This is a genomic window from Mycobacterium sp. IS-1742 (assembly GCF_001500125.1).
Lineage (GTDB): Bacteria > Actinomycetota > Actinomycetes > Mycobacteriales > Mycobacteriaceae > Mycobacterium.
In genome coordinates, this window is the sequence record NZ_LQIV01000027.1 from 1 (window position 1) to 23,541 (window position 23,541).

A 23,541-nucleotide genomic window follows, 5' to 3' on the forward strand; every position below is an offset into this window, starting at 1 on the left:
ATACCAACCCCCACCACCCACCACCAACTAGCTCGGGTCAGCTGTTTGCGGAGTTGTGGCGGCTTATCGCGGCGTCGCAGTCGGCCTGCGACTGGTTCGTCTGCTCCATGCAGACCCGCACGTTGGCCGCGTCGGGGTTCGTTCCCGCGGGGACGGACGGGCTGTCGAACTCGCCCTGGTACTTCGACCAGATCGTCTCGTTCGTATCGGTCAGTCTGGCGCAGTAGGCGGGGGTACCGGTGGGCGTCACGCCGGCCGCGCCCATCGTCGCGCAGTCCGCGCCGACGACCACCACCGGAAGCGCCGGCGCCGTGTTCGTCGTGGTGTCGTCGCGCTGGAGGAACCAGAACACCGCGGCCGCCGCCAGGACCGCCGCCGTCACCGCCGCGGCGGCGACCGGGAGCACCCGCGACCGCCGCCGGGGCGTGACCGGTTTGGCGTGGCGGGGCAGCGCGGCCGCCTTGGACGACACCGTCTCCATGGCCGCGTCGTCACTGCCGATGCGGTGCTCGAGTGCTCGCGCGAAGTCGACGCACTTGTCGAACCGCTTGTCCGGGGCCTTCGCCAGCGCCCGGCCGAACACCGGACCGAGGCCGGACAGCTCGGGGCGCACCGTGCCGATCGCCGGCGGGTCGGAGGTCAGATGCGCACTGATCACTACAGCCGGGTTGCTGTGGGTGAACGGCGGTGTGCCGGTGAGGAGTTGGTATGCGGTCGCGGCGAGGGCGTACTGATCGGCCCGGCCGTCGATGTCATCGCCGCGCAGCTGCTCGGGGGCGGCGTAAGCGACGGTGCCCACGGTCATGTTGGTCCCGGTCAGCCCGCTGGCGTCCCCGGCCTGACGGGCGATGCCGAAGTCGGCCAGCATCGCACGCTCGTCGGGCGAGCCGGGATTGGCGATGAGGATGTTCGCGGGTTTCACGTCGCGGTGGTACAGGCCGCGCTCGTGGGCGTGGTCGAGTGCCGAGGCGACAGCGGTGATGATGCGGGCGACCACGTCCGGCGGCATACCGTGCGGATAGCGCTCGGCGAGCAGCCGGGCCGCGTCGGTGCCCTGCACGAAGTCCATCGAGATCCACAGCAGGCCTTGGAAGTCGCCCCGGTCGTGCACCGACACGATATGGGGATGCCACAGCGTGGCGGCGAGGTCGGCCTCGCGCTGGAACCGCTGGCGGTACTCGTCGTCGGCCGAGACCGCGGCCGTGAGCACCTTGAGCGCGTCCTGGCGCGGCAGCCGTGGATGCTGCGCCAGGTACACCTCGCCCATACCGCCGTGTCCGAGGGAACGCAGGATCGTGTACCCGGCGATCACCTCGCCTTCCGCAAGCGGCATGCGCGAATCCTATGCGCCCGCGCCTTTGCGGGTGGGAGCGCGGGGTCATCGCTGCGCGGACAGGTGCACCTTTGCTTCGTCGTAGCCCTGCGCTTGCGGCGCCTCCGCCGGTGCGTATACGAGATTCAGCACGCCCGTGGAGAAGGTCTGCGCCGAGAGCAGCCGCAGCGGAACCGGCGGGAGGCCGTCGCCGAAGAGGCGTTCACCTCGGCGAACCGCGATGGGATGGACGAGCAGGTGCAGTTCGTCGAGTAGGCCGGCGTCCAGAAGCTGACGCACCACCGACACCGAGCCGCTCATCGCGATGTCGCTGCCCGGCTCGGACTTCAGTGCTGCCACCGAGTCGGTGAGTTCGCCGGCGAGCTGTTCGGAGTTTCGCCAGTCGAACCGCAGGGGCTGTCGCGAGACGACGATCTTGCGCATGTCACCGAGTTGCCGGGCGAACTCGGCGTCCTCACCGCCCTCGCGTTCCCGCTGCGGCCACGCCCCGGCGAAACTGTCGTATGTCCTGCGGCCGAGCAGAACGGTGTCCGCGGAGCCGAGTGTGGCGTCGACGGCGGCGCCCATCTCGTCGTTGAAGTACGGGAAGTGCCACTCGTCGGGCGCTTCGACGACCCTTCAAGGGCGATGAACAGTCCGGCTTTGATCTTTCGCATGCCGGACAGACCTCCTGCGGGCGCGGAATTCATCGCCGGCGCCCTACGCCCGGCGCAGCGTCAACAGCGTGATCTCGCTCGGCGCGAAGACCCGGAACGGCGGACCCCAGAATCCCGTGCCGCGGCTGGTGTACAGCTGTGTCTTGTCGCCGTGCCTGCTGAGGCCCTGGACCACCGGCTGTTCGAGCCTGACCAGGACGTTGAACGGCCACATCTGGCCGCCGTGGGTGTGCCCGGAGATCTGCAGATCGACCCCGGCGCGCACGGCGTGGACGACCTGCTTGGGCTGGTGCGCGAGGAGCAGGACCGGCAGTGCGCGGTCCGCCCCCGCCAGGGCCGCGTCGAGGTCGGCACCGTGCCCGCGCGTACCGGACCCCGCCGCGGTCGCGTCGTCCACGCCCGCGACGACGAGGCGGTCGCCCCCGCGCTCGACGACGATGTGGCGGTTGTGCAGGGCCGCCCAGCCGATTCCCTCCATGTAGTCCAGCCAGCCCTGCGCCTCACTGAAGTACTCGTGATTGCCGGTGACGTAGACACGGGCCGAGGTGGCGGTCACGTCGGCGAGCGGACCGGCCTGGTTCTCCCGCTGGGTGACGACGCCGTCGGCGATGTCGCCGACGTGGCAGACGATGTCGGCGCCGAGTTCGTTGACCCGCGCGACCACGGCCGCCGACCATCGGGCGCGGTCGATGGGGCCGTAGTGCGTATCGGTGATCATCGCCACGCGCATCCCGTCGAGCCCGTGACCGAGTCCGGCGATCCCGACGTCGACCTTCCGGATCCGCGGCACCCGCATCGCCTCGACGTAACCCCACGCCAGCAGCACCACCGAGACGGCGACCACGGTGAGCGCCACCGCGCGGCCCCGCACCGGATCCTCGACCCCCACGGCGATCAGCACCACCCGCAACGCATTGCCGAGCACCGACCAGACGAACAGCACCCAGGCCACGCCCAGCAGCGTGTCCGCGGTGACCGACATCCAGTCCGGGCGGCGGCCACCGCGGCCGTAGAACACCATCGCCGGCAGCGCGACGAATGCGGCGGCGAAGATCATCGTGCCCGTGACGACGACGGGTGCCGGCCAGGCCGTGCCAGCGGCCAGCAGCGTCCACCACGGGACGTCGAAGAGCAGCAGCAGGATGGCCGACACGATCGCGGTGCGGCGCCACCGTCGTCGGGTACGGCGTGGGCGGCGGTCCTCGACGACGTCGGCCGGGACGTCCGTCATCGCGCTTTCGTCAGGCATACGACCCGACGGTACCGACCGTCACGCACGCCCGGCGAGGCGCGAGGGTGCGCATATGCTGCGACGGCCGCGGCGTGTCGTGTGCAGACACGCACGCTCGCGGGGGAGGGGGTGCGGGGCTCAGATCGGGGTGAGGCCGTGCTTACGCTGCACCCGCTGGATCTGCTTGTCGCGCAGGAGGCGCATCGACTTGCGCAGCAGCAACCGGGTCTCGTGGGGTTCGATGACCGCATCGATGAACCCACGCTCGGCCGCGATCCACGGCGTGGCCATGTTCAGGTTGTAGCCCTCGATGAAGTCGGCGCGGATCTTCTGCACCTCCGGCGCGGTCGGATCCGGGAACCGCTTCACCAGCAGCTGCGCGGCGCGATCCGCGCCGATCACCGCGATCCGGGCGGTCGGCCAGGCGAAGTTCAGGTCCGCCGAGAGCTGCTTGGAGCCCATCACCGCGTATGCGCCGCCGTAGGACTTGCGGATCGTGATCGTCACCTTCGGCACGTCGGCCTCGACGACGGCGTTGAGGAACCGCCCACCGCGCTTGATGATGCCGCCCTTCTCCTGCTCGACGCCCGGCATGAAGCCCGGGGTGTCGACGACGAAGACCAACGGCAGGTTGTAGGAGTCGCAGAAACGGATGAACCGGGCGGCCTTGTCGGACGCCTCGTTGTCGATCGACCCCGACAGGTGCATCGGCTGGTTGGCGACCACGCCCACCGGGCGGCCGTCGATGCGCGCGAACGCGGTGATGATGGCCTGGCCCTGATTGGCCGCGACGTCGAACACGTCGCCGTCGTCGAAGATCCGCAGCAGGATCTCGTGCATGTCGTAGGCCATGTTGTCGGCGTCCGGCACGATCGTGTCGAGCTCGAGGTCGTGCGGGGTGATCTCCGGTTCCAGGCCGGGGTTGACGACCGGCGCGTCGTCGAAGGTGTTGGCCGGCAGGAACGACAGGTAGTCGCGGACGTACTGGAACGCCGCGGCCTCGTCCTCGACCACCTGGTGGATGTTGCCGTAGCGGGCCTGCGCGTCGGCTCCGCCGAGCTCGTCGAGGCTCACGTCCTCACCCGTGACGTCCTTGATGACGTCGGGTCCGGTGACGAACATGTAGCCCTGGTCGCGCACCGCGACCACCAGGTCGGTCTGGATCGGTGAATACACCGCACCACCGGCGCACTTGCCGAGGATGATCGAGATCTCCGGCACCAGCCCGCGCAGCAACTCGTGGCGGCGGCCCAGTTCGGCGTACCAGGCCAGCGACGTCACCGCGTCCTGGATGCGGGCGCCCGCCGAGTCGTTGATGCCGATGATCGGGCAGCCGACCATCGCCACCCACTCCATCAGCTTGGCCACCTTGCGGCCGAACATCTCACCGACCGAACCCTGGAACACCGTCTGGTCGTGGCTGAACACCCCGACAGGCCGACCGTCGATGGTGCCGTGGCCGGTGACCACCCCGTCACCGAACAACGCGTTCGGGTCGCCCGGCGTCTTGGCCAGCGCACCGATCTCCAGGAAGCTCCCCGGATCGAGCAACGCGTGGATGCGGGCCCGGGCGCTGGGCAGGCCCTTGCGGTCGCGCCGCGCCTTGGCCTTCTCGTCGCCGGGGTCCTTGGCCAGCTCGAGCTTCTCGCGCAGTTCGGCGAGCTTCTCGGCGGTGGTCTGCTGGTGGGTCGTCGGGGGGTGGGCGGGGGACAGTTCAGCTGGTGCTTCCGTCACTTGGCCTCGCTCTCGATCCGGTTGATCGCCTCGCTCATGTGGGCGCCCACCTTGGCAATGTACGGCTCGTCGATCGCCTGGATGTGCTCACCCCCGATCGGCACGACCTCGAGATCGGCGACGAACTCGCCCCACCCACCGTCGGGCTTGCGGGTGGCGTACGCGGGCTCGAAGTAGATCGCATCGTCGTGGTACCGGTCGGCCATGTAGAGCGTGACGTGACCGTCGTACGGCTTGATCTCGGCCGTGTCGATCGCCCGCTGGTCCAGGTAGGACGTGCGCTGGTGCTCGATGATGCCGCCCGGGATCTGCACCCCGCTCTGGCTGACAACGTCGAGCACGAACCGCACCTGACCCTCGTCGTCAAGCTGCTCGAGTTCCTCGTAGGGGATCTCGGGCACCTCGACGTTGAAGGTGCGCTCGGCGAACCGGGCGTACCGGTCCCAGCGCTTGCGGGTCTCCTCCTGGGTGCGCGGGATCTCCTCGCCCGGGCGCACGGCGTCGATGAGGCCCACGAAGCGCACATCGGCACCGGCCTGCTTCAAGCCGATCGCGCACGCGTAGGCCAGCACCCCGCCCAGCGACCAGCCGGCCAGAATGAACGGCCTGCCCTGCTTCTTCTCCCCCGTCGCTTCGCTTGCCCAGCCGTTGAGCTCCAGCAGCTTGGGCACGTACTCGCGGGCCCGCTCCTCGATGGAGCCCTCGACCCGCTCGATGCCGTACATCGGGGTGTCCGAGGGCAGCCGCTTGAGCAGCGGCTCGTAGACCACCGTCGAACCGCCCGCGGCGTGGAACACGAACACCGGGATGCTGTTCGAGCCCTCCTGCGGGGCGCGGATCGTGCGGACGAAGCCGTCGACCTTGCCGCCCTCGAGGTATTCGCGCACCGTGGTGGACAGTTCCTCGATGGTCTTCGCGCCCGTGACGTCGTCGGCGGTGACGGTGCCCTCGTCGACGCGTTCGGTGAGCCGTTCGGCGATCTTGGCCGCGGTGGCGTCGTCGATCGTGGGCAGCTCGTTGAAGATGCCGCCCGGCGACTTGCCGGTGACGATCGCCCACGTCGCGAACGTCACTCGTTCGGCGGCGTCACGCGGCGGCACGTCGGAACCGAGAGCCTCGGTGACGGCCTCCTGGGTCAGCACCTTGGACGCCGCGGCCACCGTGGACTGCGACGGCTTACCCGGGCCCGACGGATCGGTGGGCGGTGCCGGGATGTTCGCGGCGGGACCCGACGGATCGGTCGGCGGGGCCGGGATGGCATCTGCGTCGTCGTCCTGCGTGCTCGGTTCAGCCTGCGGATCGGGCACCGGGGTGGTCGCCGTCGTCTCGTTGGCCCCCGACAGCACCGCGGCCTGTTCAGCGGCCTGCTCCGAGGCGCCGAGCGGATGCCCCGCGGCGGCCAGCTTCTCCTCGAGCTCGGCGACCGTGGACGCCCCGCCCATCAGCTCGGCCTGTTCGGCCGCGATCTCCTCGGCGGTCTTGCCCTTCTGCGATTCGGCCAACTGGTCGACCTCGTCGCGGTGCTCGATCGCGTAGACGATGAGCTGTTCAACGGCGTAGAGGTTGGCGTCACGCACCGCGGTGAGCTGGATCGGCGGCAGGTCGAAGTCGTATTCGACGCGGTTCTTGATTCGCACCGCCATCAGCGAGTCCAGGCCGAGCTCGATGAGCGGCACCTCCCACGGCAGGTCCTCGGGTTCGTAGCCCATGGCTCCGCCGACGATCAGACCCAACCGGTCGCGCACCGTCTCACCGGAGTCCGGTGACCACTTGCCCAGTCCCGCGCCGAGATTCGCACCCTGCGTGAGGTTGTCGGACAGGATGGCCGCGTCGTCGGGCTCGGGTTCACCCGGCGCGAACGACTCCGGCTGTGCGGCAACGGTTCCCGTCGCCACCGCGGCGGGCAGTGCGACCGCGGCGCCGCCGCGGGTGACGATCGCGTCGTAGACCAGCGTGAACGACTCGTCCATCCGCGCGTGGACCTGCACCGACGCACCGCCGGGGTGGCGGGTCAGCGTGGTCACCAGTCGGGCGCCGTCACCGGGCACCGCACGTTGTTCGGCCGCCGTCACCGCGGCATCCGAAAGCACCTGCGAAGCAGCGGATTTCACGAGCGCCGCCAGGGCCTGAGCGTCCACGGCGCCGCGCGGCGAGTACTCCCACACGTGCCTGCCGTCCGGGGTGGCGACGTGACTGCCCGGCATGACACCGGCGTTGTCACCGCTGAAGCGCACGTCGAGCCAGTGCGGCTTACGCCGGAACCGCGTCGGCGGGATGTTGGCGTAGTCCAGCGCACCGGCCAGCCCGCGCGAGCGGCGCGGGAACAGCGTGCGCATGTCGAGGTCGTGGCCGTGGACGAACAACTGCGCCATGGCCGCGGTCATCGAGTCGACCTCGTCCTGCTTGCGGGCCAGCGTCGCGATGAGCTGCCCCTCGTGCAGCCCCGCCGACATCGTCGTGAGCCCGACCTGCATGAGCGCCACCGGATTCGGGGCGAGTTCGAGGAACGTGGTGTGGCCGTTGTCGACCGCGTTGCGGATGCCGTGGGTGAAGTAGACGCTGTGGCGCAGCCCCTTCTTCCAGTAGTCCACGTCGTGGATCGGGTCGCTGCCCGCACGCAGGAACTTGCCCTCGTGCACCGTCGAGTAGTAGCCGATCTGCAACGGGTGCGGCGTGATGCCGATCAGTTCGGCGGCCAGCTCGCCGAGCAGCGGATCCATCTGCGAGGTGTGGCTGGCGCCCTTGGTCTGGAACTTGCGGGCGAACTTGCCCTCCTGCTCGGCCCGGGCGATGATCGCGTCCACCTGCTCGGGCGGGCCGCCGATCACGGTCTGGGTCGGGGCGGCGTAGACGCACACCTCGAGATCGGGGTAGTCGGAGAACACCGTCTTGATCTCGTCGGCGGAGTACTCCACCAGCGCCATCAACCGGATGTACTCGCCGAACAGCATCGCCTCGCCCTCACCCATGAGGTGGCTGCGCGAGCAGATGGTGCGGGTGGCGTCCTCCAGCGACAGGCCGCCCGAGAAGTACGCTGCCGCCGCCTCACCGAGTGACTGGCCGATCACCGCACCCGGTTTCGCACCGTGATGGCGGAGCAGCTCACCGAGCGCTATCTGGATCGCGAAGATGACCAGCTGCACCTTCTCGATCGGCAGTTCGGTGGTCTCGTCGCTGTAGTCGATGGCATCGTCGAGGATGAGTTCGAGGATCGAATGTCCGCGCTCGTCCTGAATGTACGAGTCGACCTTGTTGATCCACTCGGCGAAGACCTCGTTGCGCAGATAGAGGCTCTTGCCCATCTTGCGGTGCTGGGCGCCGAAACCGGCGAGCACCCAGACCGGCCCGTTGGTGACCGGCCCGTCGGCGCTGTAGACGTTCGGGTTCTGCTTACCCTCGGCCAGGGCACGCAGACCCTTGATCGCCTCGTCGTGGTCCCGGGCCATCACCACCGCGCGGGAGCGGCCGTGGTTGCGCCGCGACAGCGTCCGGCCGATCGACTCGAGCGACGACGCCCGGCCCTCCTCGCTGTCGATCCAATCGGCCAGCTCGGCGGCGGCGGCCCGTTTACGCGAGGTCAGGAACGCCGAAACGGCAAGCGGGACAAGCGGAACCGGTTGCTCGGCGGCCTCGAATTCTGCGCGCGCGACCTCGAGCAGGCGCTTGGCCTCGTCGGTCAGCCCTGGCAGTTCGTATTCGGGTTCGGCGGCCGCCGCGGGCCGGTCCAGACCGTCGTCATCCTCATCGGAGTCGATGAACTCGCCGTACTCGTCCATCCGCACCCCGCCGACGTACACGGCGGGCTGGTTCGGCTCGGCGGTCACCTCGACCACCTGCTCGGGTTCCGGCTCGACGAGGTCGCCCGGCAGCACCTCGCGCAGCACCAGGTGCGCGTTGGCGCCGCCGAAGCCGAATCCGGACACCCCGGCGATCGCGTGCCCGCTGTAGCGCGGCCACTCGGCGACGGTGTCGTTGACCTTCAGCCGCACGGCGTTGAAGTCGATGTAGGGGTTCGGGCCGGTGTAGTTGATGGACGGCGGCAGCTTGTCGTTGCGCAGCGACAGCGCCACCTTGGCCAGGCTGGCCGCACCCGCGGCCGACTCCAGGTGTCCCACATTGGATTTCACCGCGCCCAGCAGAGCGGGTTTGTCGGCGGGCCGGTTGCGCCCGATCACCCGGCCGAGCGCGTCGGCCTCGATCGGGTCGCCCAGGATGGTGCCGGTGCCGTGCGCCTCGACGTAGTCGACGTCGCGCGGGTTGATGCCGGCGTCCTTGTACGCCTTGCGCAGCACCTCGGCCTGCGCGTCGGGGTTCGGCGCGAGCAGGCCGTTGGACCGGCCGTCGTGGTTGACCGCGCTGCCCGCGATCACCGCGTAGATCTCGTCACCGTCACGCCGGGCGTCGGAGAGCCGCTTGAGCACCAGCATGCCCGCGCCCTCGGAGCGGGCGTAGCCGTTGGCGTCCTGCGAGAACGACTTGATCCGGCCGTCCGGGGCGAGCACCCCGCCGACCTCGTCGAAGCCGATGGTCACCAGCGGGGTGATCAGCGCGTTCACGCCGCCGACCACCGCGACGTCGGCCTCACCGGCGCGCAGCGCGGCCACACCCTGGTGGGCGGCGACCAGCGAGCTCGAACACGCGGTGTCGATGGCCATCGACGGGCCGCGGAAGTCGTAGAAGTACGACACCCGGTTGGCGATGATCGAGCTGGTGGTGCCGGTGATCGCGTACGGGTGCGCGACACCCGGATCGGCCACGGACATGAAGCTGTAGTCGTTGTTCGAGGCGCCGATGTACACACCGACGCGCTCACCACGCAGGCTCGACGCCGGGATGCGGGCGTGCTCCAGCGCCTCCCACGTCAGCTCGAGCGCCATCCGCTGCTGCGGATCGATGTTGTCGGCCTCCATCTTCGACAGGGCGAAGAACTCGGCGTCGAAACCCTTGATGTCCTTGAGGTAGCCGCCGCGGGTGGCCGCCTTGGCGACGCGCTCGGCGATCCGCGGCTCGCCGAGGAACTCCTCCCAGCGCCCCTCGGGCAGATCCGTGATCGCGTCGCGGCCCTCGAGCAGCGCCTGCCACATCTCGTCGGGGGTGTTCATGTCCCCGGGGAAGCGGGTGGCGAGGCCGACGATGGCCACATCGTCGACGTCGCGCTCACGGCTCCAGTCCTGATCGTCGGCGCCGTCGTCTTCACGTTCGGGCTCACCCTCGATGATCACCGTCGCCAGCGACTCGATGGTCGGGTGTCGGAACGCCACGGTGGCGGTCAGCGTCACACCGGTGAGGTCCTCGATGTCGCTGGCCATCGCGACCGCGTCGCGCGAGGACAGGCCGAGCTCCACCATCGGCGTCGACTCGTCGATCCCGTCGGCGCTCTGCCCGGTGGCGTTGGCGATCCAGTTGCGCAGCCATTCGCGCATCTCGGCGACGGTCATGTCGACCTGCGCCGGCCTCAGCAGGCCGTCCTCCCCCTGGGCGACGACCGGCTGATTCTGCGCGGAGGGCGAATTGTTCGGTGTATCAGACATGTTCATCTCTTTCGCCGCCCGCGGCGGTGTGTGGGGAAAGGCGAGGTCCGTTCGTCAGTCGGTCTCGTCGGGGAAGGCGTTGGCGACCTTCCCGCTGCGGAGGGTGCCGTCGAGGTAGGCCGAGCGGCACGCCCGGCGGCCGATCTTGCCGCTCGAGGTGCGCGGGATCGCCCCGGCCGGGGTCAGCAGCACGTCGCGCACGGTGACGCCGTGACGCACGGCGATCGCGGCGCGGATGTCGTCGGCGATCGGGCCCATGTCGAGCTTGTGGGCGCCCGGCGCCCGCTCACCGACGATGACGAGTTGTTCGGAGGTGTCGTCGGGGTCGCGCTTGAGGCCCGCGTGCGCGTTCTCGAACACCTCGTCGGGGAGCTGGTTGGCCGGCACCGAGAACGCGGCGACGAACCCCGTGCGCAGCGCCTTGGTGGCCTCCTGCGCCGAGTACTCGAGGTCCTGCGGGTAGTGGTTGCGGCCGTCGATGATGACCAGGTCCTTGACGCGGCCGGTGATGTAGAGGTCGCCGTCGTAGAAGGCGCCGTAGTCACCGGTGCGCACCCACGTCGCGTCGTCGGGCGCGCCTTCGGCGTGGCTCGGGTTGGTCCGCGACTTGAGGATGTTGCGGAAGGTCGCCGCCGTCTCCTCTTCCTTGCCCCAGTACCCGGTGCCCATGTTCTGCCCGGAGATCCAGATCTCGCCGATGTGGCCGTCGGGGAGTTCGGTGGCGGTGTCGTGGTCGACGATGACCGCCCACTCCGCGATGCCGACCTTGCCCGCCGACGCCTGCGCGACGGCCTTCGGCGAATCCGGCGGCACCTCGACGAAGCGGTGGCTGTTCAGTTCGTCGCGGTCGACGGTGACGATCTTCGGGGATTCGTTGACCGGGGTCGTCGACACGAACAGCGTGGCCTCGGCCAGACCGTAGGACGGTTTGATGGCCTGCGGCCTGAACCCGTAGGGGCCGAACGCCTCGTTGAAGTTGCGGACGGTGGCCGCCGAGATCGGCTCGCTGCCGTTGAGGAGCGCCTTGACGTTCGACAGGTCCAGCGGCGGCTCACCCTCGCGGGGCAGCCCGCGGGCGGCGGCGTGGTCGAACGCGAAGTTCGGGGCGACCGAGATGACGCCGCCGGTCTCGCCCTCCTTGCGGGCCATCTCGCGGATCCACCGGCCGGGCCTGCGGACGAAGGCCGCGGGCGTCATGAACGAGATGTAGTGCCCGATCATCGGCGAGATCATGATCGTGATCAGGCCCATGTCGTGGAAGAACGGCAGCCAGGACACGCCCCGGTCGCCCTCCTCGCCCTCGAGCGCCTCGATCACCTGCACCACGTTGGTGGCCAGGTTCAGGTGGGTGATCTGCACACCGGTCGGGATACGCGTCGAACCCGAGGTGTACTGCAGGTAGGCGATGGTCTCCTGGGTGACGTCGACCGACTCCCACGTCTGCCCGACCTCGTTGGGCACCGCGTCGACGGCGATCACCCGGGGACGCTGGTTGGCCGGCCGGGTGCGGAAGAACTTGCGGACGCCCTCGGCGGCCTCGGTGGTGGTCAGGATCGCCGACGGCGTGCAGTCGTCGAGGACGGCGTGCAGGCGCCCGACGTGGCCGGGCTCGTTCGGGTCGAACAGCGGCACGGCGATGCGGCCCGAGTACAGCGTGCCGAAGAACGCGACGAGGTAGTCGAGATTCTGCGGGCAGAGGATCGCGACGCGGTCACCCGGCTGGGTGACCTGCTGCAGGCGGGCGCCGACCGCCCGGTTGCGGGCACCGAAGTCGGCCCAGCACAGGTCGCGCTCCACGCCGTCGCGTTCGGTGGAGAAGTCGATGAAGCGGTAGGCCAGTTTGTCGCCACGCACCTTCGCCCACCGTTCGACGTGTCGCACCAGGTTCCCGTTGTCGGGGAACTTGATGAGACCGTCCTTGATGAACGGGTTGTGGAACGGCATTTCACACTCTCCTGTCACACCGCGGCTTGCTGCACGGCTCCTCTTAGGGACGCTGCAGTCCCTCGGCGGACGGCGCGGACCCGAACCTCAAAATTTTACTCGCGCCAGGGCGGGTGCCGGCCTCCGCGCTCCCGCGGCGACCACCGCTCCCGGCCTTACTTTTCTCTTAATGTCATGCATGTTAAGGGCCGTACAGGCACTCGCCAAATCAACTCGGTCACGTGTCAACCATGTTTTGGTTGCGGCGCGCTCTCGATCACGTTCCGGGCCCAGTTCAGCGTCCACGCCGTCGCCGGTTGGCCGTCGACCTGCCAGAACTGCGGGGTGGCGTACATCGCATGGATCGGCTGCCCGGCGCCGCCCGCCAGGGTCTCCAGCGTGCGCGGCAGGTTGACGATCGAGAACGCCGATTCGGGCGCGGCGCAGATCAGGTCGCCCGGCGCGCAGATCTCGAAGACCCGGTCGTTGAGCTGGCCGAAACCGCCCGGCCGCGGACCCGTCATGCTCAGGCCGAGCGCGCTCAGCGTCGGCACCTCGTGCAGCGTGATCTCCGCGCCCACACCCGGCGGGTTGGGCCCGACGTCCTGCCCGACCCCGGTCTGGCGGCGGCCGTCGGCGATCGCGGTCACCCCGAGCAGCAGATCCTGGTCGATCGGGCCGCGGCCGTTGCCGACGTCGCTGGCGATGTCCCCGGCGATCACCGCGCCCTGCGAGAACCCGACGATGACGTAGCTGGTCAACGGGCACCGGTTGTTCATGTCCGTCAGCGCCCTGACCGCGGCCTGGGTGCCCTCGGCGCGGCTGTCGTTGTAGGACATCTGCTTGTCCGCGGAGAACGGATTGTGGAACTGCGCGGTGTAGGGAACCGTGTAGATCTCGAGGCGGTCGTTGCCGAATTCGGCGCGCAGCGGGTTGGTCACGTTGAGCAGCAACGCGATCGGGAACTGCGTCGGGTTGAACGGGTCCATCTGCGGCGAGGACTCCCAGGTGCCGGGAATCGACAGCAGCTGCACGTCCGGGCAGCTGGCGTCCTGGAACTCCGGGCGCGGCTTACCGGTCGACGGCACGCCGGTCGGCGGCACCGCGGTGGGCGGCAGCGCCGTGTCCGGGGTGTCGGGTTTGCGCATCACCACCACGATGATGGCCACGACCAGCACCACCACCAGGGCCATCGCCCCGGCGGCGGCCAGGGCGAGGATGCGGTGACGCTTGCGTCGACTGGTTTTCGGCATGGGGTATTCGGCTCCTCGCGTACGCGGGTCTGCGCTAGCAGAGTCGTTCGGTTGCGATGCGAATGTAGTCGGCGGTCGTGGAGTCGACCTCCCTCACCGAGGTTCGCATGGAACTGGGTCGCGTCGCGCGCACGTCGCTGCGCACGAGCGGCAGGATGAACTCCCACACCGCCTGATCGGTCTGCTTGGCCGCGCGCGCCTGACAGACCGCGGATCCGATGGACAGGGCACGCAGGTCGGTGGTGGCCCGGACCCCGGCGGCCTTCAGCGCATCCAGGTAGTGCCGCTGCTGGCCGGTGACGGTCACCGCACCCGGCTGCCCGGCGCTCTCGGGTGGGCTGGGCAGGTCCGATCCGCGGTCACCGGCGTCGTTCGGAAGCGCGGCGGGCGGGGGTGGCGCGGTCGAGGTGACGTCGCGGTTGAGCACGCCCTCGGTCAGCGTGCACGCGGCGACGAGTACGACCGCGGACAGCACGAACAGCGTGGGGAGGATCCGCCGTCGGGTGTGCTGCACGGTTCCACGGTACCGGCTGCCCGACGCGGACCCCGGTGAGCGGATCGGCTGCCGGTCAGCGGATCGCGGCCACCAGGTCACCCGACATGGCTCCCAGTTGCGGCGCCCAGCTGCCCCAGCCGTGCTCGCCGCCCGCGGGGAAGTCGAAGTGCCCGTTGCTGCCGCCGACGGCTCGATAGTGCTGGTAGAACGCCCGGTTGCTGCCCTGGGCCTGATCGCAGTAGCCGATCATCGCGGCCGGGTCGACGCACGTCAGCGTCGTCGGGCTGTACACCCACAGCCTGGTGTTGTTGTTCGCCAGCAACTGGATGTGGACATCGGGGTCGTGCCACTTCCAGCGGCCCAGCTGTGGGAGGCCCCACATGTTGCGGGTGTCGACGCCGCCGTACTGGGCCAGGCCCGCGGTGATGGCGCCGTTGAGCGTGGTGGCCGACGGGGTCATGAACCCCGACATCGACCCGGCATAGCGGAACCGGTCGGGGTGGAAGGTGGCCATCATCATCGCGCCGGTCCCGCCCTGGGCGGCGCCGACGATGCCGTGCCCGCCGGGGGCCAGGCCCTTGTTGGCGGCCAGCCAGTCGGGCAGCTCGGTCGCCAGGAACGTCTCCCACTGCCGGCTGCCGTCCTGCTCCCAGTTCGTGTAGAGGCTCCAGGCGCCGCCTGCGGGCGCGGCGACCGAGATGCCCTTGCCTGCAAGGGTATTCATCGCGTTGCCCGCGGTCACCCAGTTGCTCACCTCGGGGGCGGCGTTGAAGGCGTCGAGCAGGAACACCGCGTGCGGTCCCCCGCCCTGGAAAGCGACCGGGATGGCGCGGCCCATGGCGGCCGACGGCACCATCAGGTACTCGACGGCCTCGGCCCGGGCGGTGCTCCCGGAGGTCATCTCCGTCGCGGACCACAGGCCCGCGGCCAGCACCACGGCCGCAACCGCTCGCAACAACCCACGCATCATCACCGCACACCTCACGTCTGTTCGCCAATCCCCGCCGCAGGTAGTGAACCACACCACCCTCGGACGTCGGGATGGAAAGCCTCCGCAACGGCCGACGGCGGCGACCCCGTGAGGGATCGCCGCCGTCTGCGCACCTTGCGTGGGCTGTTCGGTTACCCAGCCGGGGCCGGCGCGGGGCTCGGCTGCGGCACCGCACCCAGCACGCGCTGGATGTCCGGCTTCATCTGCTGGAGCTGCTGGCCCCAGTAGCCCCAGCTGTGGGTACCGGACTGCGGGAAGTTGAACACGCCGTTGCGGCCACCCGCGGCCAGGTACTGCTCCTGGAACGTCTCGTTCGTGCGCAGCGTGAAGCCCTCGAGGAACTTCGCGTTGAAGTTGTCGCCCTCGACCTGGCCGTTGATGTCGGCAGGCTTGCCGTTACCGCAGAACACCCAGATGCGGGTGCCGTTGGCGACCAGCTTGTCGATGTTGACCATCGGGTCGTTGCGCTTCCACGCCGGATCGCTCGACGGACCCCACATGTCCTCGGACTTGTAACCGCCCGCGTCACCCATCGACAGGCCGACCAGCATCGGCCACCAGCCCTCGGACAGGTTCAGGAAGCCCGACAGCGACGCCGCGTACTGGAACTGCTGCGGGTAGTAGATCGCCAGCGTCATCGCGGCGGAACCGGCCATCGACAGGCCGACGGCCGCGTTGCGGTTCGGGTTCACACCCTTGGTCGACGCCAGGTAGGCGGGCAGCTCGCTGGTGAGGAAGGTCTCCCACTTGTAGGTGGAGCAACCGGCCTTACCGCAGGCGGGCTTGTACCAGTCGCTGTAGAAGCTGGACTGGCCGCCGACCGGCATGATCACCGACAGGCCGGAGTCGAGGTACCACTCGAACGCGGCGGTGTTGATGTCCCAGCCGTTGAAGTCGTCCTGCGCGCGCAGGCCGTCGAGCAGGTAGACACCCGGGGAGTTGGCGCCGCCGCTCTGGAACTGGACCTTGATGTCGCGGCCCATTCCCGCAGACGGGACCATGAGGTACTCCACCGGCAGGCCGGGACGCGAGAAGGCCCCTGCAGTCGCCGAGCCTCCCGTGGCGCCCACCAGCCCGGGCATCACGGCGGTGGCCGTGACGACGGCCATGGCGCCCATCGTGAGTCGGCGCGGCATGGCTTTCACCGCGTCGCGCATCTTCCCAACGAAACTCATACTGCTATTTCCCATCTGTCGTAAGCCGCGACCGGTCCGGGTACTCCAAACCAGCCGCGTTGCCCGTGTAGTCAACCACACGATCGTGTGATCGTTCTCTCCAGCGTGTTTCGCCACGACCGCCGCTGCGCCGTTGCAGGTGACGTTCGAGCCGGTGGGTGCGAGGTGCGTCAGCGCACCTCAGAGCCCCGGCGCGCGGGTGCCCGCCGAGGGGGAATCCGAGGGTGGCGACGTCGCCACCGGGGGTGTGCGTGGAATTGGTCACCCGGGGCAGACGGGCCGCGACCACGGCGGCGGGCACGCGCGGACGCGTGGCCGGGCCGGTACGCGGCGTGCTGGGCATCTGCGGTCCTTCGATCGGGTTCGGGGCCGTTGCCACGGCGGTCGTCAGGGCAGCGTTCAACCGGTGTCGGGGACACCTGACCGGGATATCGCCCCGACCTGCCTCCGGCGTTACCCAAACAGACGGAACACCCGGCCGACAAATCGGCGATCGCCGTCGGGGGGCCGTCACGGCCCGGCCGCCGGCATGCCCGTGTACGGCGGCTCGTGGGGTTCGGGAACGGCCATCCCGCACCGGATCAGTTCGTCGCGGGGCACGCGGTCGAGGCGGTACTGGGTGAACTCGTAGGCGTGCACCACGTTGGACAGGAACTGCCTGGGCGTCAGCGGAGCGCGGATCGAGTTCAGCACCGCCTCGGTGGCCGGGCACTTCAGCGCCGCCTCGGCCTGCGCCACCCAGTCCCGGTCGATGTACACCGGCAGGTACGGCGGGATCTTGAAGAACGGGCCCTCGGCGATCGCCCAGTCCGGGAACAGGTTCTTGTCGTGGCCGATCCGGCCGTCCTCGAGGCGTTCGGTGTGCGCGGCCAGCGGGTTGGCCAGCCCGATCTGGTCGATGACCCGCACGTCGAGGCCGACGTTCATCCCGAGCATGCCCAGGTTGGTGAAGAACACGGTCTGCGGGCCGCGGTAGTCCGGGCCGGCGTCGGGCGGCGGCGGCCACGCGGGCACCACATCCCACATGTCGTAATTCCCCGCGGGCAGCAGCAGGGCCCCGTCGGGCGTGTTCTCGAGCGCGACGATCACCGCGCGCATCCGCGGATAGTCCAGGTAGTCCGCGGCGGTGAGCGGGTGCGCGTGACCGGTCGCCTGCGCATAGAAGCGGCGCTCGTCGACGATCCCGGTGTCGGTGACCCGGGTGGCGTCCAGACCCATCCCCGGCGCGTTGGCCGCCCACAGTGACCATCCCGCCACCGCGAGCCACAGCACGCTGGTGGCGCCGGCCAGCACATACCCGGTCTCGCGGCTGAACCGGCTGCCGTCGGGCAGGACCACGGGGATCACCGAGAGTGGGAGCAGTGTGCAGAACAACGGGGTGAGCAGCACCCGGCCGTGCATGAAGTCGCCGCCCTGGCGGATCCAGTAGATGCCCTGCAGCAGACCGCTGCACACGATGAACAGCACCACCGCAGGCGGGCTCTGCACCAGCCGGGCCAGGCGGCCGTAGCCGCGGGGCGGCTGGTGCCGGATCCACCACGGTCGGCTGCGGGTACTCAGCAGCACGACGCCGGTCAGGACCAGCAGGACGGCGGGCACCCACAGCAGGTAGGGCTCGGCGAAGTTCGTGAAGTAGGTGAACCCCTGCGGCCACTTCGCGCCGGTGGCGTCCTTGGCCACCGCGGTCCCGGGCACGATCAGGGCGTAGTAGCCCATGCGGAAGATCTGGTAGAGCACCGGCAGCAGCCCGCCCGCGACGACGATCAGCAGGCGGCGCCGCCAGGAGCGGGCGGCCACCAGCATCATCACCAGCACGCCGACACCGATCAGCGCGAGTTCGGGGCGCACCAGCACGCTCAGGCCGGCGACGAAGGCCAGCGAGGCGGTGAACGGCCCACTCACCGCGTCACGGCCCCACGCCGAGGGGCTGCGCAACCCCTGAGACCAGCACACCAGCATCCACCACAACAGGCCGAGGTAGGCGATGACCAGCCCGTTCTCCAGCCCGGACGTGGCGAAATCGCGCGCAGGCGGCACCGCGATGTAGACCAGCACCCCGGCGGGCAGCAGCAGCGCCCGGCGGCCCTGCAGGCTGGGCGCGTAGAGGCGGGCGGTGCCGAGCATCGCCAGCACCACCCCGGCCACGCTCAACACCAGCGCGAACACCAGGACGATGTACTCCAGTTGCACGAACCCGCCGACCCACGCGCCCGCGGTGATCAGGTAGGTCCACAGCGTCGACGTGTTGGCCTCGACGCGTTCTCCCGCGTTGAACACCGGCCCGTTGCCGGCCAGCAGGTTGCGCACCGTGCGCAGCACGATCAGGCCGTCGTCGGCGATCCACCGGCGCTGCCAGGCGCCCCAGCCGAACAGCACTGCGACCACGGCGACACCCACCCACAGGCTGACCCGGACGGTGACGTCGTAGGGGAACGCCGGGCCGCGGGCCAGTCGGCGCGCCACACCCGACCCGGTGGCGCGCCGAGCCGCGTCAGCCGAAGATGACGGCCGCACCGACGGTCCCGATCCACGCCACGGCGAGGAACTGCAGCACCCGGTCGCGCAGGGCGATCTCCTCGGGCTCACCGGCCATACCGCCGTCGACGTCGACGGCGTAGCGCAGGATCGCGATGGTGAACGGGATCATCGAGACGACGAACCAGGAGGTGCCGCCCTGGTCGTCGCGCCCGAACGCCCACAGGCCGTAGCAGAGCACCACCGCGGTCGCGGACATCGTCCACACGAACCGCAGGTAGGTGGTGGTGTAGCGCTCGAGCGACTTGCGGATCTTGGCGCCAGTCCGTTCGGCCAGCTGCAGTTCGGCGTACCGCTTGCCCGCGGCCATGAACAGCGATCCGAACGCCATGACGAGCAGGAACCACTGCGACAGCGGGATGTCCGCGGCCACCCCGCCGGCGATGGCGCGGATCAGGAACCCCGACGACACGATGCAAATGTCAAGCACCGCTTGGTGTTTGAGTCCGAAGCAGTAGGCCAGCTGGATCACGATGTAGACCGCCATGACCAACGCGAGGTTGGGGGTGAGCAGCCAGGAGATGATCAGCGAGGCCGCGCCCAGCACGATCGCGAGACCGTAGGCCAGGCGTTCGGAGACCACGCCCGCCGCGATGGGCCGAAACCGTTTGGTGGGGTGGGCGCGGTCGGCCTCGACGTCGCGCGCGTCGTTGACCAGGTACACCGTGGACGCCGCCAGACAGAACGCGACGAACGCCACCGACACCTTGATCAGTACTTCGCGGTAGTCGTAGGTGAACCGGTCGTCGCCGAGCGCGACGAGCGGCGCGGCGAGCACCAGCAGGTTCTTCACCCACTGCCGCGGCCGGATCGCCTTGACGATGCCGGCGGGCAGACTGCGCGGCGGACCGGTGACCGGGGCCGCTTCCTCACTCATCCCGATACCCATGACGCCCTAGACCCATCTCGATCCGCTCCATCGCGCTGCGCTCACCTCTGCCGGCCATCAGTGTCCGGCCCGCCCTGCCACCCGCGCGGTGGCCTCGGCGACCACCGCACCGACCGCGACACCGGTCATCACGTCACTGGGATAGTGCACGCCGAGCACCAGTCGCGACAACGCCATCGGCGGCACCAGCACCGCGGGCAGCGGCAACCCGGTCACCCGGCCGAGCAGCACCGCGGCCGCGGTGGTCGACGTCGCGTGCGCGGACGGGAAACTGAGCCGGCTGGGCGTGCCGACGTTGACGGCGATGGCCGGGTGATGCGGCCGCTCCCGGCGCACCACCCGTTTGATCAGCACCGCGGCGGCGTGTGCGGCGAACGCACCCGCACCGGCGACCACCCAGTCACGGCGGCGGTGCGGCTGCAGCAGCGCGCCGAGGCCGGCGACGGCCAGCCAGCCCGCGCTGTGCTCCCCGAAGTGGGAGAGCCCACGCGCACCCTCGAGCACTCCGGGGCGGCCGGCCAGGGCCGCCTGCACCGCCACCAACGCGGCATCCTCGCCGCGCGGTTCGTCAACCATCGCTCATCGCACTTCTTGAGGGGACAGCAGCACCGTTTCCCACTTCTGCTTGCTCGCGAGCACCGGCAGCGCTTCGCGGTAGACGCGGCGCATGTCGTCGAACCGGCGGGCCAGCCGGCGCTGCCTGCGGATCGACTGGCCGAGCAGCGCCAGCATCTTCGCGCGGTCCCGCTGGCGGTAGACCACGCCGCGGCCGTCGGCGGTGGTCACCGTGACCCCGTCGTACTTGGACAGCAGGAACCACCGCGAGTTCTGCGTCGGCACATTGAGCTGCGGGCGTTCGTGATGCTGCGGGTCCGCCTTCTTCGCGTTGTGCACGATGCCGCGGAGCAGGTGGTAGGCGATCACCGGTTTGGCCACCGGCGGGTCGATCTTCTGCAGCTTCTCCGACGGCGGCGGTAGCTCACTGGCCGCGGGCATCACGACGGCGTCCGGGTACTGCTTGCGCAGGCGGTGCACCTCGGGCAGTGCGCTCTCGAGGATCGAGAAGATGTGCTCCGGGCCGGCGAGGAAGTCGTCCATCGCCTTGTTCTGGATCTCGACGGTCGAATACTCAAGGCACGCAAGGTGTTTCAGCGTGGCCTTGAAGTGACTGCGGACCAGGCCGCGGATGTCGCCGTCCCAGTGCAGCGCCGCCACCACCAGCCGGTTGCGCAGGTGGAAGTACGCCTGCCAGTCGATCGCGTCGTCCTTGTCGCTCCACGCCATGTGCCAGATCGCGGTGCCCGGCATGGTGGCGGTCGGGTAGCCGTGTTCGGCGGCGCGCAGCCCGTATTCGGCGTCGTCCCACTTGATGAACAGCGGCAGCGGCTGGCCCAGCTCCTCGGCGACCTGGCGCGGGATCATGCACATCCACCAGCCGTTGTAGTCGACGTCGATGCGCCGGTGCAGCAGCTGGCTTCTGTCGTAGTTGGCGTTCAGAGGGTATCTGGCGAAGTCGTGGTCGTACTCGGTGTAGGGCGCCGAGGTCCACATGAAGTTCGCGCGGTCGACGACCTCGCCCATGATGTGCAGGTGTGACGGCTCCTGCAGGTTCAGCATCTGTCCGCCCACCAGCATCGGCGTCTTGGCGAAGCGGTTGAGCGCCAGCGCGCGCAGGATCGAGTCCGGTTCGACGCGGATGTCGTCGTCCATGAACAGGATCTGTTCGCAGTCGGTGTTCTTGAGCGCTTCGTACATCACGCGGCTGTAGCCGCCGGACCCGCCGAGGTTGGGCTGGTCGTGGATGGACAGCCGGTTGCCCAGCGGCGCGACGGCGTCGGCGAACTCGGTGTGGTCGCGCACCTTGCGGTTGCCCTGGTCGGGCACGATCACCGCGCTGATCACCTCGTCGACCAGCGGATCCGAGGTCAGCGCACGCAACGAGTTCACGCAGTCGTCGGGACGGTTGAAGGTCGGGATGCCGACCGCGATGTTGGCCACGCCGGGCGCGGGCACCGGCGCGTACCAGCCGGCGCTGTGCAGCGTGACGGCGCTGTCGGTGGTGATGTCGAACCAGATCCAGCCGCCGTCCTCGAACGGCTGCAGACCGATCTCCACCTCCACGACCGTGGGACGGTCGGCTTCGCTCGCGAAGGCCTTGCCCTCCACGAAGATGCGGGCGCCGGTGGCCTTGGTGCGGTAGAGGTCGACACGCCCGCTGCCCGTCAGCTCGGTCCGCAGCACCACCGACGTCAGCGTCGACCAGCGCCGCCAGTAGCTCGCCGGGAACGCGTTGAAGTAGGTGGCGAACGACACCTCGGACTCCGCGCCGATCTCCAGGGTGGTGCGGGTGCGGGCGTGGGCCCGGCGGGCGTTGGTCTCGGATTCCTCTATATAGAGCTTGCGGACGTCGAGGGGTTCACCCGGCCGCGGCAGGATCACGCGCGACAGCAGGCTGACTGCGCGTGAATCGCCTGCGGCCGGCGCACCGGTCGGGATCTGACTCATGCTGGGTTGCTCACTCAATCTTCTCGGGGGCCGTCAGCGCGCTGCCGTCGCGCAGGTGCGGCGCCAAGGTGTTGTCGTACATGTTCAGCGCGCTGGCGATCGCCATGTGCATGTCCAGGTACTGGTAGGTGCCGAGCCGCCCGCCGAACAGGACCTTGGCCGACGCGGTCTCGGCCTTGGCCTTGGCCCGGTAGGCGGCCAGCAGCGCGCGGTCGGACTCGGTGTTGATCGGATAGTAGGGCTCGTCGTCCTCGTCGGCGAACCGGGAGAACTCGCGCATGATCACGGTCTTGTCAGTCGGGTAGGCCCGCTCCGGGTGGAAGTGCCGGAACTCGTGGATGCGCGTGTAGGGCACGTCGGCGTCGTTGTAGTTCATGACCGGGGTGCCCTGGAAATCCCCGGTGTCGAGCACCTCGAGCTCGAAATCCAGGGTGCGCCATCCGAGCCGGCCCTCGTCGTAGTCGAAGTAGCGGTCCACCGGCCCCGTGTAGACCACCGGGGCGTCGGGCGACGCCGCGCGGAGTTCGTCACGGACGTCGAACCAGTCGGTGTCCAGCCGGACCTCGATGCGGTCGTCGGCGGCCATGTTCTCCAACCACTTCGTGTAGCCCGCGACGGGCAGACCCTCGTAGGTGTCGTTGAAGTAGCGGTTGTCGAACGTGTAGCGCACCGGCAGGCGGTTGATCGTCGAGGCGGGCAGTTCCTTGGGGTCGGTCTGCCACTGTTTGGCGGTGTAGTGCTTGACGAACGCCTCGTAGAGCGGGCGTCCGATCAGCGAGATCGCCTTCTCCTCGAGGTTCTGCGCGTCTTCGGTGTCGATCTCGGCGGCCTGCTCGGCGATCAGGGCGCGCGCCTGGTCGGGGGTGAAGTAGCGGCCGAAGAACTGGCTGACCAGGCCCAACCCCATGGGGAACTGGTAGGCCTGGCCGTTGTGTAGCGCGAACACGCGGTGCTGGTAGCCGGTGAAGTCGGTGAACTGGCGGACGTAGTCCCACACCCGCTGATTCGAGGTGTGGAAGAGGTGCGCACCGTAGCGGTGCACCTCGATGCCGGTCTGCGGTTCGGGTTCGGAGTAGGCGTTACCGCCCAGGTGTGGCCGTCGCTCGATGACGAGGACCCGTTTGTCCAACTGGGTCGCCACACGCTCGGCGATCGTCAGACCGAAGAAGCCGGAGCCGACGACGAAAAGGTCGTAGTGGGAGCTCATCGGCAGCCAGGGTATCCGACCGCGGCCGCTCTTCCCGACATGCTGCCGCGCCGGGCGCCGGAACGGGCCCGCGAGTCCAGGT

15 protein-coding genes are annotated in these 23,541 nt (G+C 69.4%); all 15 read right to left on the reverse strand.

Features of this window, described 5'->3' with window-relative positions:
* Nucleotides 1–37: 37 nt before the first annotated feature.
* Complete coding sequence (locus tag AU196_RS17015; RefSeq protein WP_059096266.1) at nucleotides 38–1,333, reverse strand: serine/threonine-protein kinase; 1,296 nt, start codon at nucleotides 1,331–1,333, stop codon at nucleotides 38–40.
* Nucleotides 1,334–1,378: 45 nt separating this feature from the next.
* A complete protein-coding gene (locus tag AU196_RS17020) occupies nucleotides 1,379–1,900 on the reverse strand; it encodes a dihydrofolate reductase family protein (RefSeq protein ID WP_231737622.1) in 522 nt (173 codons plus the stop codon).
* 132 nt (nucleotides 1,901–2,032) lie between these two features.
* Nucleotides 2,033–3,220, reverse strand: coding sequence for a metallophosphoesterase (locus AU196_RS17025; RefSeq protein ID WP_059096267.1), 1,188 nt, complete (start codon nucleotides 3,218–3,220; stop codon nucleotides 2,033–2,035).
* A 138-nt stretch (nucleotides 3,221–3,358) separates the two neighbouring features.
* Nucleotides 3,359–4,933, reverse strand: coding sequence for an acyl-CoA carboxylase subunit beta (locus AU196_RS17030; RefSeq protein ID WP_197415820.1), 1,575 nt, complete (start codon nucleotides 4,931–4,933; stop codon nucleotides 3,359–3,361).
* 17 nt (nucleotides 4,934–4,950) lie between these two features.
* Nucleotides 4,951–10,392, reverse strand: a complete 5,442-nt coding sequence (gene pks13, locus AU196_RS17035) for a polyketide synthase Pks13 (RefSeq protein ID WP_157546426.1) — start codon at nucleotides 10,390–10,392, stop codon at nucleotides 4,951–4,953.
* Nucleotides 10,393–10,539: 147 nt separating this feature from the next.
* A complete protein-coding gene (fadD32, locus tag AU196_RS17040; RefSeq protein ID WP_059096270.1) occupies nucleotides 10,540–12,429 on the reverse strand; it encodes a long-chain-fatty-acid--AMP ligase FadD32 in 1,890 nt (629 codons plus the stop codon).
* 224 nt (nucleotides 12,430–12,653) lie between these two features.
* Nucleotides 12,654–13,661 carry a carboxylesterase Culp6 gene (gene culp6 / locus AU196_RS17045; RefSeq protein WP_059096271.1) on the reverse strand — a complete coding sequence of 336 codons (1,008 nt, stop codon included), beginning with the start codon at nucleotides 13,659–13,661 and terminating at the stop codon, nucleotides 12,654–12,656.
* Between the two features lie 34 nt (nucleotides 13,662–13,695).
* The gene (locus AU196_RS17050; protein ID WP_502687269.1) at nucleotides 13,696–14,175 is read right to left on the reverse strand and encodes a hypothetical protein; all 480 of its coding nucleotides are present in this window, start codon (nucleotides 14,173–14,175) and stop codon (nucleotides 13,696–13,698) included.
* A 55-nt stretch (nucleotides 14,176–14,230) separates the two neighbouring features.
* Complete coding sequence (locus tag AU196_RS17055; RefSeq protein WP_059096273.1) at nucleotides 14,231–15,127, reverse strand: alpha/beta hydrolase-fold protein; 897 nt, start codon at nucleotides 15,125–15,127, stop codon at nucleotides 14,231–14,233.
* A 152-nt stretch (nucleotides 15,128–15,279) separates the two neighbouring features.
* Nucleotides 15,280–16,323, reverse strand: a complete 1,044-nt coding sequence (locus AU196_RS17060) for an esterase family protein (RefSeq protein ID WP_059096274.1) — start codon at nucleotides 16,321–16,323, stop codon at nucleotides 15,280–15,282.
* Nucleotides 16,324–16,833: 510 nt separating this feature from the next.
* Nucleotides 16,834–18,837 (reverse strand): terminal beta-(1->2)-arabinofuranosyltransferase, encoded by a 2,004-nt coding sequence (aftB, locus tag AU196_RS17065; protein WP_059096275.1) that lies wholly within the window; start codon nucleotides 18,835–18,837, stop codon nucleotides 16,834–16,836.
* Entirely contained in the window at nucleotides 18,815–19,735 is a 921-nt protein-coding gene (locus AU196_RS17070) for a decaprenyl-phosphate phosphoribosyltransferase (RefSeq protein ID WP_059096292.1), read from the reverse strand. The genes aftB and AU196_RS17070 overlap by 23 nt, the downstream gene beginning before the upstream one ends.
* Nucleotides 19,736–19,804: 69 nt before the next feature.
* On the reverse strand, nucleotides 19,805–20,323 hold the full coding sequence (locus AU196_RS17075) for a phosphatase PAP2 family protein (protein ID WP_059096276.1): 519 nt from the start codon (nucleotides 20,321–20,323) through the stop codon (nucleotides 19,805–19,807).
* Between the two features lie 3 nt (nucleotides 20,324–20,326).
* Entirely contained in the window at nucleotides 20,327–22,252 is a 1,926-nt protein-coding gene (locus AU196_RS17080) for a glycosyltransferase (RefSeq protein ID WP_059096277.1), read from the reverse strand.
* A 10-nt stretch (nucleotides 22,253–22,262) separates the two neighbouring features.
* Nucleotides 22,263–23,459, reverse strand: a complete 1,197-nt coding sequence (gene glf, locus AU196_RS17085; RefSeq protein ID WP_059096278.1) for a UDP-galactopyranose mutase — start codon at nucleotides 23,457–23,459, stop codon at nucleotides 22,263–22,265.
* Between the last annotated feature and the right edge of the window lie 82 nt (nucleotides 23,460–23,541).

Coding starts and splice junctions, on each gene's coding strand:
- glf (WP_059096278.1), bottom strand. CDS start 23,459: ATGAGCTCCCACTACGACCTTTTCGTCGTCGGCTCCGGCTTCTTCGGT.
- AU196_RS17020 (WP_231737622.1), bottom strand. CDS start 1,900: ATGGGCGCCGCCGTCGACGCCACACTCGGCTCCGCGGACACCGTTCTG.
- pks13 (WP_157546426.1), bottom strand. CDS start 10,392: ATGACCGTCGCCGAGATGCGCGAATGGCTGCGCAACTGGATCGCCAAC.
- AU196_RS17025 (WP_059096267.1), bottom strand. CDS start 3,220: ATGACGGACGTCCCGGCCGACGTCGTCGAGGACCGCCGCCCACGCCGT.
- AU196_RS17070 (WP_059096292.1), bottom strand. CDS start 19,735: ATGAGTGAGGAAGCGGCCCCGGTCACCGGTCCGCCGCGCAGTCTGCCC.
- AU196_RS17080 (WP_059096277.1), bottom strand. CDS start 22,252: ATGAGTCAGATCCCGACCGGTGCGCCGGCCGCAGGCGATTCACGCGCA.
- culp6 (WP_059096271.1), bottom strand. CDS start 13,661: ATGCCGAAAACCAGTCGACGCAAGCGTCACCGCATCCTCGCCCTGGCC.
- AU196_RS17075 (WP_059096276.1), bottom strand. CDS start 20,323: ATGGTTGACGAACCGCGCGGCGAGGATGCCGCGTTGGTGGCGGTGCAG.
- AU196_RS17055 (WP_059096273.1), bottom strand. CDS start 15,127: ATGATGCGTGGGTTGTTGCGAGCGGTTGCGGCCGTGGTGCTGGCCGCG.
- AU196_RS17015 (WP_059096266.1), bottom strand. CDS start 1,333: ATGCCGCTTGCGGAAGGCGAGGTGATCGCCGGGTACACGATCCTGCGT.
- AU196_RS17060 (WP_059096274.1), bottom strand. CDS start 16,323: ATGAGTTTCGTTGGGAAGATGCGCGACGCGGTGAAAGCCATGCCGCGC.
- fadD32 (WP_059096270.1), bottom strand. CDS start 12,429: ATGCCGTTCCACAACCCGTTCATCAAGGACGGTCTCATCAAGTTCCCC.